At 36.8% G+C, this 13,076-nt stretch carries 9 protein-coding genes; 8 read left to right on the forward strand and 1 reads right to left on the reverse strand.

Annotation, left to right across the window (positions count from 1 at the left end):
- From IX38_RS00005 to IX38_RS00030, 6 genes are all read left to right on the forward strand, one after another.
- Positions 1 to 1,639, forward strand: a 1,639-nt coding sequence (locus IX38_RS00005; protein ID WP_051884357.1) for a T9SS type B sorting domain-containing protein, incomplete at its 5' end; no start/stop codon positions are given.
- A 245-nt stretch (positions 1,640 to 1,884) separates the two neighbouring features.
- On the forward strand, positions 1,885 to 4,146 hold the full coding sequence (locus IX38_RS21785; protein WP_051884359.1) for a T9SS type B sorting domain-containing protein: 2,262 nt from the start codon (positions 1,885 to 1,887) through the stop codon (positions 4,144 to 4,146).
- Positions 4,147 to 4,274: 128 nt separating this feature from the next.
- Positions 4,275 to 4,901 carry an NAD(P)H-dependent oxidoreductase gene (locus IX38_RS00015; RefSeq protein WP_034700695.1) on the forward strand — a complete coding sequence of 209 codons (627 nt, stop codon included), beginning with the start codon at positions 4,275 to 4,277 and terminating at the stop codon, positions 4,899 to 4,901.
- Positions 4,902 to 4,970: 69 nt separating this feature from the next.
- On the forward strand, positions 4,971 to 5,249 hold the full coding sequence (locus IX38_RS00020) for a class I lanthipeptide (RefSeq protein WP_034700697.1): 279 nt from the start codon (positions 4,971 to 4,973) through the stop codon (positions 5,247 to 5,249).
- A gap of 87 nt (positions 5,250 to 5,336) precedes the next feature.
- Positions 5,337 to 6,524, forward strand: a complete 1,188-nt coding sequence (locus IX38_RS00025; RefSeq protein WP_034700699.1) for a lanthionine synthetase C family protein — start codon at positions 5,337 to 5,339, stop codon at positions 6,522 to 6,524.
- A gap of 10 nt (positions 6,525 to 6,534) precedes the next feature.
- Entirely contained in the window at positions 6,535 to 9,618 is a 3,084-nt protein-coding gene (locus IX38_RS00030; RefSeq protein WP_034700701.1) for a lantibiotic dehydratase, read from the forward strand.
- A gap of 5 nt (positions 9,619 to 9,623) precedes the next feature.
- Here the strand turns inward: IX38_RS00030 and IX38_RS00035 are convergent, their stop codons facing one another.
- Positions 9,624 to 10,367 carry a nucleotidyltransferase domain-containing protein gene (locus tag IX38_RS00035; protein WP_034700702.1) on the reverse strand — a complete coding sequence of 248 codons (744 nt, stop codon included), beginning with the start codon at positions 10,365 to 10,367 and terminating at the stop codon, positions 9,624 to 9,626.
- A 166-nt stretch (positions 10,368 to 10,533) separates the two neighbouring features.
- Here IX38_RS00035 and nadB point away from each other — a divergent pair, with 166 nt between their 5' ends.
- Both nadB and nadC read left to right on the forward strand, forming a co-directional pair.
- The gene (gene nadB, locus IX38_RS00040) at positions 10,534 to 12,105 is read left to right on the forward strand and encodes an L-aspartate oxidase (RefSeq protein ID WP_034701570.1); all 1,572 of its coding nucleotides are present in this window, start codon (positions 10,534 to 10,536) and stop codon (positions 12,103 to 12,105) included.
- Between the two features lie 10 nt (positions 12,106 to 12,115).
- Positions 12,116 to 12,976: a carboxylating nicotinate-nucleotide diphosphorylase gene (gene nadC / locus IX38_RS00045; RefSeq protein WP_034700703.1), complete on the forward strand. Its 861-nt coding sequence runs from the start codon at positions 12,116 to 12,118 to the stop codon at positions 12,974 to 12,976.
- Positions 12,977 to 13,076: the final 100 nt, after the last annotated feature.

Genomic DNA, 13,076 nt, shown 5'->3' on the forward strand with positions numbered 1-13,076 from the left:
ACTTGACGGGACGGTCATTTGCAACCAGTCATTTGCGCCTTCGGGTACCGCTGCTGCAATGACGATTGGATATTTTGGTTTTTCGGCTTCTACAGGAGGTGCAAGATCAAGACATTCTATTAAAAATGTAAAAATCTATACGGATAAAGTTCCTATTTTACAAAGTACAGCAACACAGTCTTTCTGCCCCAATCCGACTACGGGATTCGGGTCTGTAAATCTGACCACTTTTAATTCTCAATTCGTAAGTAATCCTTCCAATTATACATTCACATATCTACAGGGCTCAACGCCTATTACCAATCCTACCAATTTCCAATTCAATGCAAATACTACGGTTACAGTGATCGTAAAGGACAATGCAGGAATATTATGTGATAACCCGGACGGAAAAATACAGCTGGTGCTGGCTCCTCTTACCCTTACAGATAAAACTTTAACGGCATGTAACAACAATAAAGCGGGAACTGGATTGTTCAATCTTAATACAGCAGATGTAACGAACATACTTGGCGCAACCAGAAAATATTACAGAACTCTTAATGACCTGAATAACGGCACCAATGAAATTGCCAACCCCAACTCTTACACTTCCGCAGCAGGAACTGTCTATGTAAAAGTGACCACTCCACAGGGATGTACCGGTACGGCAAAAATTACCTTAACATTTTACGCTGACACTCCGGTAAAAGAAGCTACACTGCAATCATGTTTTCTGCAGGAAAATGTGACAAATGCCATATTTGACCTTACTTCCGCCAATGTAACGACACTTTCGAGCGGTTTTACAAAGAAATATTATTTAAGTGTGGCGGATGCTTTAAGCGGAACTAATGAGATTGTAAATCCGTCTCAATATATGTCCGCAAGTACTGCAGTTTATGTAAAGGTAACGGATTCCAATGCCTGTTTTGCCATAGCAAAAGTTAATCTTATTGTACTTCCTCCGGTAAAATCCACGGTTTTAAAAGACAAGATCATCTGTATTGACGGAAGAACTGATCTGGATGCAGGTCCGGGCTTTGACGGCTATGAATGGAACACCGGGGCAACCACTCCTTCTATCCAGGGAGTAGGTGTAGGGCTTTATTGGGTAAAACTGAAAACAGGGAACTGTATTACACTGCAGACTGTAAGGGTTATTGCTTCTGCAAATCCTGTTATTACAAGCATCGATATCAATAATACAACGGTGACCGTGAATGTATCAGGCGGCACTCCACCGTATAAATATTCTTTAAACGGTACCGACTGGCAGGATTCTAATACCTTTACAGGGCTTCACAGAGGAGAGGCAAGAGTTTTTGTTAAAGATTTTTACAATTGCACCCCTGTGGAAGTTCAGATCACTGTTCCAAATCTGATCAATGCAATTACCCCTAACGGCGACAACGTAAATGACGTTATTGATTATTCCGCGCTGGCATACAAGAAAAACCTGGTTTTCATAGTATATGACAGATACGGCAATAAACTTTATGAAGCTGATAAAATGAGAAACTTCAAATGGGACGGAACAGCTTCCGGTAAAAAGATTCTTACGGGAACTTACTGGTATTCTATCTCATGGAATGAAAATGATAAAAACAGCACAGCTACAAAATATTCCGGCTGGGTATTGGTAAAAAACAGAGAATAACGGTCTATTTATATAAAATCACTCCTTACCTGGAGTGATTTTTTAAATACTATCGGGAATTTAAAATCAACTTACCTGATTTTAAATTCAAATAAGAAAAAACGAATCCTTTATAGCCATTTTAAACCTACTTAAAATGAATTGTAAAAATGACAATTTTTATTAATCAATTGACAATTATACATTATATACCGGACAATAAAACAAATAAATTTACAAGAATAACCTAAAACGAATCACTCCACATGAAAAGAAAACTACTTATTTATTATTTAACGATTTTACTATGCTTTTCAGGAAACCTGTTTTCTCAAACCTATCAGCTTACAGGAAACCCCGTGAACACCACAGGCTGGGATCTTGTTTCGGATGCAGCTGTTGACAATGATTTTATCAGGCTTACCACAGACAACGGAAACCTGTATGGCGCTATAAAGCTGGCCACTCCCATCACCTTAAGTTACTGTGACAAATGGAAGGTAGAGTTTGATTTCAGAATTGACGGAAACGGAACAACCCAGTTCGGAAGAGGAGACGGATTCACATTCTGGTATCTCGCCAATCCACCGACAGGATTTGTATCTGGAGGCGGGCTTGGAATTCCCGGAAATGCATCCGGACTTATGGTGGGATTTGATATTTTCAACAATACCACAGAAGGACAGATGAGTAAAGTGCACGTTCTTTACGGCACCAACAACACAACGGGAAACAATATTGAATTCAATACAACACCCGGCAGTACGTTTCACTCTCCCGACCTTATCTCTACTCAGCCATTTGTAGGGCCAACCTACAAACACGTAGAAGTGAACGGGGAAACGGATCTTACCAACCCTACAAACTGGATCATTAAAATAAAAATTGACGGTACTCTTATTGCAGACCAGTCATTTGCTCCTTCAGGAGCCGCTATCGGAATGTCACAGGGATATTTTGGGTTTTCGGCAGCGACCGGAGGTGCCAGCGCAAGACATTCTATTAAAAATGTAAAGGTTTTCGTAGACAAAGTTCCCATCCTGAACGCTACGGTGACACCATTTGTATGTACCAATCCGGCAACGGGTACGGGAAGTGTGGATCTGACTTCGTTCAATGCACAGTTTGTCAATAATCCGTCAAATTATGTATTTACCTATTATGTTTTAGGAAGCTCCACGCCTATTTCCAATCCTTCAAGTTTCCCGTATTCAGGCAACACAACAATTAAGGTGGTCATTAAAGATCCAAGTTCTACGCTCTGCGACAATGGAGACGGAGTCATACAGCTGAATCCCACTCCATTTGCGGCAACTGACGCTTCACTCACAGGATGCAACAACAACAATGCAGGGACTGCGACATTTGACCTTACCACAGCGGCTTTAACAACTGTTCCGGGCTGTACTATGGAATTCTACAATACAATGTCTGACCTTAATGCAGGAATTAACCAGATTTCTAATCCTACAGCCTATGCATCAGGAGCTGCAATACTGTTTGCAAAAGTGACCACCCCTCAAGGCTGTGTAAGCGTTGCAAAAGTTACATTGAATCTTAATCCGATCGTCCCGGTAACCGATGCCAACTTAAGATCATGTTTCCTTGAAACCAATCCTTCACTGGGAACATTCAACCTAAGCAATGCGCCAGTCACTACATTGACAAATGCTACAAAAAAATATTATCCATCTCTAACGGATGCAGTAAACGGAACCAATGAAATTTTAAATTTCTTAACCTATACCGCCCCATCCGGCGTAATTTATGTAAAAGTATTTAGTACGCAGGGATGTTATTCGATTGCAAAAGTTACCCTTACCGTTCTGGCACCGGTTCTATCGAGTGTATTAAAGGACAAAATCATTTGTATTGAAGACAAAACCACCTTAGATGCAGGCCCGGGATTCAACGGTTATGAGTGGAGCACAGGAGCAACGACCCAGACTATCACGAATGTAGGTGTAGGAACTTATTGGGTAAAATTAAAAACCGGAGACTGTATCGCATTACAGCCTGTAAAGGTATATGCTTCGGAACAGCCTGTGGTTACCAGCATTGATATTTCAGGAAGTACAGTAACTGTTTTTGTGAATGGAGGAACTCCTCCTTACCGATATTCTATGGATAACATACAGTGGCAGGATTCCAATATCTTCAACAATGTTGCCAGAGGCGAAACTAAAATTTATGTAAAAGACAGCTATGACTGTGAACCTATTGAGATTGACATCACTGTTCCTAATCTGATCAACGTTATCACTCCAAACGGAGACGGAATAAATGATGCTATTGATTATTCAGCCCTTTCCAATAAAAAGAATCTGGAGATCGGAATCTTTGACAGATATGGATACAAGCTTTTCCAGGCTGACAAGTCTAACAGATATGTCTGGGATGGTACCACCAACGGAAGTAAAAAAGTTCCTACAGGAAACTACTGGTATTCCATCACCTGGAATGAAAACAACAGCAAGAATACCCCAATTAAATTCTCAGGCTGGATTATGGTGAAAAACAGAGAATAGTTAAAACTGATTATTATTTTTATACCCCTGATCACTCCAAATTTGGAGTGATCTTTTTTTGGTTTTTGCTGCAGGAGATATTTTATGATAAACGCATTTTATTCATATTCAATTCTTAAATTTGTCCTATGAATTATTTGGAAGCTTTAAGCAGAAGATATTCTGTGAAGAAATTTAATCATGAGATCATTCCTCAGGATATCCTGCACAATATTCTTGAGTCGGGGAAGTTGTCTGCCAGTTCGCTTGGACTTCAGCCCTACAAAGTATTGGTCGTGGAAAGCGAGGAAATGAAACAGAAATTAATTCCGGCTTTCTATAATCCTTCACAGGTTTCTACCTGCTCACACCTTATAGTTATCATTTCGAAGAAAACTATTGAGGAAAGCTATATTCATGGTTATTTTAATCATATTTCCGAGGTAAGGGAAACTCCCGTTGAGAAACTCGACCTCTTCAGGAAAAGCATTAACCAGCATATTACCCAAAAAACAAAGGATGAAATTTTCAACTGGGCCGAAAAGCAGTCCTATATAGTATTGGCCAATCTGATGTATGCCGCTGCTATTGAAAGTGTAGACTCATGCCCTATGGAAGGCTTCCGGCAGGATTTGATAGAAGAGATTCTCAGCATCAATCCCGACACAGAAAAAGTAACCGTAACCCTGGCTTTGGGCTACCGTTCTGAGGAAGATCATTTTCAGCACCTGAAAAAAGTAAGAAAACCAAACGAAAAATTGTTTAAATTTATTTAATATTAATTTTTCCTTTTTTCTTAAAAAAATACTAAATTAGCTTTATCAACTTTACAAAATTATTTTTTTATGGAAAAGAAAAAAATTAAAAAACTTGAACTTCATAAGAAAGAAGTTTTAGATCTGTCCCGAGAAAATATGCAGAATGTATTAGGCGGAGGCAGTACGCTGACCTATGATTTTGGAGCTACCTGCCCACAAACTGTACCGGCAAATTGCGACCCCAATCAAACCAATGACTGTGAAGGAGGGGGGCCAACGTGGCCTACTGCGGGAGAAATAACCTGTGGATACACTGCTGATGATATTTGCCACACAGGAGACTGGTGGGTATGCACAAGAACATAATCATAAATTTGAAGAGCAAAAACCTTATAAAAGATAGTATTATGTACTATCTTTTTACTTATATACCTTTACGTTCACGAAAAACATATGAAAAATCTGTTAATAGAATTAGAGAATATTAACGAAAGGATTAATAACCACTTAAAACTCATAAACAGAAAAGGTGGCTTATTAGATGATCTTGGAGGGATTACTCTTTTCAAATTTTACTACGGAAGATATAAAAATAATCCTGATGATATATCGGTAGCTAATTCTCTTGTTGATATTATCATCAATAATATTCAGGCATCAGCCTATCATAACATCAAATACAGTAACGGTTCGGCCGGACTTGGTTGGTTATTAAAGCATTTGAAAAAAGAAGATTTTATTGACTTTGAATCCGGCGATATTTTCAGTGATCTGGATGAAATCATATTAGAATATTCTATTAAAGAATTGGAAAAAGGAAATTATGACTTTCTTCATGGAGCTATGGGTGGGCTGCATTATTTCTTAGAAGATGTTCCGAACCTGCCTTCTATACAAATAATTTGTTCAAAATTAGATGAGACAAAACACCAAGCACATAACAAATATAGTTTTTGGCCATTTTATAACATCTTAGATCACACCATTCACGAAGAAACTATAAATTTAGGACTCTCTCATGGGCAACCATCAATTGTATCCATACTTGCTTCTGTTTACAAAATATTTCCACAGAAAAACTTAAAAAAACTACTTGAAGATGCTGTACAAACAGTTCTCTTCTGCAAAAACACCAGCGGGTCTTATTCTATATTCCCTCCCAGATTCATCATCTCACAAGGCACTAAAAATCACACATCCAGGATGGCATGGTGTTACGGTGATCCCGGAATCGCCTGCTCTCTATGGAATGCAGGAGAAGCTCTCAACAACAAAGTCCTTAAAAAAAATGCTTTAGAATGCATAAATAATTCTTTAAACAGAAAATCACTTACTGCAAACCTTATTAAGGATGCTGGCCTATGCCATGGATCAGCTGGTATTTTGCAAATTTTCAACAGCTTCGCCAATAAAACCAACAACAAAAGTATAGAGAATATTATACCTTACTGGCAAGGTGTCACTACTGAATTGATCAATACAAATACAGAAGAAGTTCCATCGGGATTTAGTGCATGGAATGAAAAAAATGGCTACTATAATGATTTTGGACTACTTCAGGGACTTAGCGGTATAGGGCTTGCCCTGCTGTCTCTGGCAGATGACAATTCATTCAATTGGCAAAGAGCCTTATTAATCTAAATTAATGACTATGTTCCAAAGTGACTTTTACGCAGCCCGAAAACCTCTTTTACCTATTAATAAATTATTTCTCTTTTATAAGTTTTCCAAGAATAATTCCGAAGGCAAAACATTAGAATATCTTGTCAGCGAATTTTCAACAAATAATCAGCTAAAAGAGGCCTTATATCTTGCTTCGGATACCCTATACAATGAGCTCAACAAATACATTCTCAATCCAAATAAATTAACGCCGAAAGAAAGAAAAAGAACGCTCCTCTCCCTCTCTAAATACTACATAAGAGCAGCAAGTCGTTGTACTCCTTTCGGTGCTTTTGCCAGCTTACAAAAGGGTCTGATCTCTCATAATAATGTTTCGGAGACCGGGCCTTCCAATAATAAAAATTCTTTCAAGTATAATGTCCGACTGGATATGGAAATATTATTTGAGCTGTCCAATCATCTTCTAAACATTAAAGGCATAAAAGATCATTTAATCTTTTCTCCCAATAACAGTCTGTATAAAACAAAAAACGATTATCGATACATAGAGTACCGGCTTATTAAAAACATTCGTAAGCACCATCTCATGTCTATAGATAAGAATCCGGTGACAGAGGATATTTTAAAAATTTCCCAAAATGGAATTTCATATCATGAGCTATTAAACAGAATATTGGAAATGTATTCTTTCCCTGAAGATGAAATAAAGGATTATATTGATGATCTTATAAAAAGTAAGATTCTTATTTCCAATTTGGATATAAATGTTACAGGAAAGGAATATTTTGAAGTTTTAGCAGACATTACTTCAAAAATCCCGGAACAATCAGTTGGCCAAGATTTTTTAAATTTCAAAAAAAACATCAATAAAATTAAAGCCGACCTCCTCAAAGTAACTACCGATTGTAACATTGACCTGTATAAGAGCATATATGATCATGTAAAAAAAATACTTCCTGAAACAAAAGAAACCAACCTAATTCAGTTGGATGTCATCAATATGGAGCCCGATACTTCAGTACCACCTGAACTCGTTACTGATCTGAACAGTTTATTAAAGATATTATCCGGGTTTTCATCTGCCAGCAGCAACGAGTACAATCATCTAGAATCTTTTAAAAAGGAATTCTCAGATAGATACGAAAGCAGAAAGGTAAAGCTACTGGAAGTCCTGGACGAAGAAATAGGCATTGGGTATAGAACTGAACAAAGACCAACTGTTAACCAGAGCCCCAACAACAATACACTTCAAGAATTCGTGTTATTGAAATATCACAATTATCTAAAAGAAAACCATAAACAAATTACTATTACATTAGAAGAGACTGAAATTTTTTTTAAATATTCAAAAAACGCTCTTCCGGAAAATAACATTTCTTTTTTCTTAAAAATGTTTCCTGCAAAAGATGGCAGTCTGGTACAGTTGAATTCATATTCAAATTCTTTTTCAAATTTATTAGGCCGCTTCTGCTCGTTTCATGATGAGCTTTATGATGAGCTTAATAATCTTATAAAAAGAGAGGAAAGTCAAAATACCAACTTTATATATGCCGAAATCTCCCATCTTCCGCAGTCAAGGATTGGGAATGTAATCTCCAGGCCACATTTTGGCACTTATGAAATTCCTTACCTATCTGCTTCTCTTCTTCCTAAAGAGCAGCAAATAAATGTGGATGATCTCTATATTCAGGTAATAAACAACGAAATTTTTCTATTTTCAAAAAATCATAAAAAGCCGATCAAGCCCAGGCTCTCTAACGCTCATAATTACAAGATAAAAAGCCTACCTGTATATGAATTCCTATGTGAAATGCAACATCAGAACAGCAGTCAAAAGGCCGTCTGGAATTGGGGGATTGTAGAAAAACTGGAACAATATCTGCCACGGGTGACTTACAAAAATATCGTACTCGAACCTGCAAAATGGATTTTAAAGGATAAAAACATCGAACTTTTAAAAAAGCATTCAAGTATAGATTCTTTTTCAAAAGCATTACAGGCTTTAAAAATTGACTTAAAAATTGATGATATAATAATAATTAAGCAAGCTGATAACTTTCTTTGTCTAGATATTTCCAGTACTGTTGGAATAGAAATCCTTCACAAAGAAATTTTAAAAAACAACAAAGTCATCCTTTACGAATGCCTGTTTAAGGATTTTTTATCTGATGAAGAAAAGTACAACAAGGAAATTATAATACCTCTTACCAATTACAATAATCGTTCTTTTGTAAAACCAACAAAAGTAAGTCAAACTTTAAAAAATGAAAACAGCCGATTTTTTATATCAGGCACAGATTGGATCTATTTGAAGATTTATATAAACCCTAAATTTGCGTCTGGTGTATTGGTTAAACTTTTATCACAGATTGAAAGATGGAGGAAAAAAAAACTTGTGAAAAAATGGTTTTTCTTAAGATACAATGATCCAAAATTCCATATCAGATTACGAATTAATCTTAATCAATCCGAATCAAACCCAATACAGCAAAAGCTGAATAGACTTCTAAATCGCTTTATCAAAGACGGTATTGTTTCTAATATTACTTTTGATACCTATTTCAGAGAAATCGAACGTTATCACAATAAGATGGAGGAATCAGAAGAAATATTTTTCTTTGATTCCCTGATTTCATATTCTCTGTATTCACGCTTTCCAAATATTCAGTATACAGATTTATTTTATACCTCATATTACATTGTTCAAAAATATATTGCTGTACTAGAGAATATCGGCATTCATTCTGGAAACTTCGTCAAAAGACAGTATGAATCCTTTGCTTCTGAATTTAATTTCAACAACAATAAAAGCCTGCGGGACTCTTTTCATAAGGAAATCAGAATATTTAGAAATATTAATATCGAGGAGAGGCTTGATATTGATCTGAAACTTTTTATAGATAAAACTTTTGAAAAGAATATATATATAATACTAAATACCATTTACGATTCAATCAACATACAACTGATTAATATTTTATCCAGCTACATTCATATGAGTATCAATAGAATATTTACAGAAACCCCAAGATTGAACGAATTTAAAACTTATTTTTTCCTTTACAAACAATATGAATCGACTGAAGCCCGAAAAAAAACATCATCCTTATAATACTATTAGTAATTCCACAAAACCTCAAAATCCTTATCTTGTATTTTCTGGGTTTTGGATTCGATATAGCAGTACAGCTTGTCAAGACTGTTATGATTAGGGTGTGAAACACCTTCAATCCAGATTTTTACAAATTCATTATCAGGGAAATCTGCCCATAAATTCAATCTGCGGTATTCATTATTATTCAATACAGAATCAGTCTTGATATCAATAAAATGCTCATAGTTCAGGTACCAGCTGTAAAAATTCATAGCAGACCTCATAAACAGCATGTAATTATATAAAAAAAGAGCAGAGTCTCCTGAAATATTTGACAGATAATGATACTCTACATTTAGAGAATAAAGTCTAAGCAAAACAGTATCATTATCCTTTTTTATATCCTTAAAAACCTGTACCATGTATTCTTTTGCCAGGCTAACAATTTCATCTATTTGCTCATCCTGCTTATAAAGGATTTTTCCTATACTGAATACCCTTGCTTCAAACTTAAGATTACGGAAATAGTCCTGTGAAATTCTTTTTTTTATCCCATTTACACTTTCACCAAAGTAAGATACTTTGTATCCCTTTATCCTTTTAACTCCTTTAATAGTAGTATTCATACTATTATCAAAAACAATCCTTATATCTATATCTGATGATTCAGTATAAGTGCCAATAGCAAAACTTCCTGTCAAAAGAATACCGATTACACTCTCATTGCTTTTCCATTCTTCAATGATGGTTTCAAATATTTTGTGCATTTTTTGTTATGATGTAGTACAAATATAACAATATAATTATTCTGATAATCTTTAAAAAATGATAATAACCTTTCATCTTTTACTCAATTCCTCTACTTTTCGCTTATATTTGTCTAAAGATTTCTCTTATAATCTTCATAAAAAAAGATTTAAATCTAAGGTAAAAATGATAAAAGCGGATGTATTAGTAATTGGTTCCGGCATCTCGGGACTTTCCTATGCCATTAAAGTTTCTGAACAGCTCCCCGATGCCAGAATCATCATCGTAACGAAATCCGACGAGGACGAAAGCAACACCAAATATGCTCAGGGAGGACTGGCCGTGGTCACCGACTTTAAAAACGACAATTTCGAAAAACATATCGAAGACACCATGCGTGCCGGAGACGGGGAAAACAAACGCGATGTTGTAGAAATGGTCGTAAGAGAAGCTCCTACAAGATTCAACGAAATTGTAGAATGGGGCGCCAATTTCGATATGAAGAACGGAGAATTTGCTTTGGGAAGAGAAGGCGGCCACACTGAAAACCGGATCGTTCATCATAAGGACATTACCGGGTTTGAGATTGAAAGAGCTCTTCTGGCAACAGCCAATAGCAGCCCGAATATAGAGATTCTTGACCATCATTATGTCATTGATATCATCACCCAGCACCATGTTCCGGGGAAAGAAGTAAGTGAAGGTGACATCAACTGTTACGGTGCCTATATCCTTGATGAAAAATCAAAAACAATCAAAAAAATCACATCCAAGATAGCATTGGTTGCTACCGGAGGCGCAGGACATGTTTATAAAAACACTACCAATCCTACCATTGCCACCGGAGACGGAATTGCTTTCGTAGCCCGTGCAAAAGGTAAGGTTTCCAATATGCAGTACTACCAGTTTCACCCAACGGCCCTGTACAGCAAGATTAATGGGATGCTTTTCCTTATTTCCGAAGCAGTCCGGGGAGACGGTGCCAAGTTAAGGACTAAAAACGGTGAAAAGTTCATGCATAAATATGATGAGCGTGAAGAACTAGCCTCAAGGGATATTGTAGCCAGAGCCATTGATAATGAGATGAAAATTTCCGGTGATGAATTTGCCGGTCTCGACTGCCGAGATATGGATCATGAAAGATTTCTGGAACATTTCCCTAATATTTATAAAAAATGTAAAGAAGAAGGAATTGACCCTTTCATACAATTGATTCCTATAGTACCAGCATGTCATTACCTGATGGGCGGTATTGAGGTCGACAGGGACGGACAGTCTTCCATCCGTAATCTTTTCGCAGTAGGCGAATGTACCAATTCAGGACTGCACGGTGCAAACAGGCTTGCCTCAAACTCTTTACTGGAAGGCTTGGTCTTTGGACATAATGCCGCCATAAAAACCGTTGCTCTTCTTAATGAAAACAACTTCAATTTTGATGATCTTAAAGCGGTTCCTGAATGGAATGAAGAAGGAATGAAGATCATGGATGAAATGGTTATCATAAGCTATCTCAGAAAGCAGCTTCAGGAAATGATGAGCGATCTGGTAGGTATCGTAAGAAGCAACAGACGTTTGAATATGGCCCTGCAGAAACATCAGGAAATTGCAGCTGCCGTAGACGAAATCTATCACTACTCTATTCTTTCGCCTCAGCTATCTGAATTAAGAAATTTAACAACCGTTGCCCACCTCATCATCACCCAATCTATGGAAATGACTGAAAATAAAGGTGCATTTTACAATAAGGACTTAGCTTAAAACATATATAATGAAAAGACCAGCTTACGCTACAGATAAAGTATTAAAAACATTCGTCAAAAATGCTTTGGAAGAAGATATTCATGATGGCGACCACTCCACCCTTTCCACAATTCCAAAGGATCTTAAGCAAAGCGCCAGACTTCTGGTAAAGCAGGATTGTATTTTGGCCGGGGTCGAAATGGCGGAAATTATTTTTAAAACTTTTGATAAAGATTTAAAAGTGGAGATTTTCATTAAAGATGGAGAAGCAGCTAAAGTAGGAGATGTGGCTTTAATTGTAACCGGAAGCGCAAGGTCAATTCTCTCCACAGAAAGACTTGTTCTGAACTGTATGCAGAGAATGAGCGGAATAGCAACGCTTACCCACGACTGGGATTCCCGTTTGGTGGGAACCAAAACAAAACTTTTAGATACCCGAAAAACAACTCCTAATTTCAGAGTATGTGAAAAATGGGCCGTTGCCATAGGCGGTGGAACCAATCACAGATATGGGCTTTATGATATGATCATGTTGAAAGACAATCATATCGACTATAACGGGAGCATTACCAATGCCGTAAAAATGGCAAAAGATTATGTTAAAAGTACTAAGAAAAAATTAAAGATAGAAGTTGAGACAAGAAACCTGGAAGAAGTTAAGGAAGCCCTTAAAGCAAAAGTAGACAGAATCATGCTTGACAATATGAATGTACCCATGATGAAGCAGGCCGTAGAAATGATCAACGGGTCATGCGAGTCTGAAGCTTCAGGGGGAATTACCCGTGATATGTTAAAAGAAATTGCTTCTACCGGGGTCACTTATATCTCTGCCGGAGCCCTTACCCACTCAGCAGAAAATATAGATTTGAGTCTCAAAGCCGTGAAATAGCGTTGTATTTTTAATAAAAACACCCCCTGTTTGTTAAAAATTCAATAATATGATTTTTTTCATGTTAAAATTCGATTTTTATTTATAAAACTGAAAATCA

The sequence above is a fragment of the Chryseobacterium luteum genome, assembly GCF_000737785.1.
GTDB lineage: Bacteria > Bacteroidota > Bacteroidia > Flavobacteriales > Weeksellaceae > Chryseobacterium > Chryseobacterium luteum.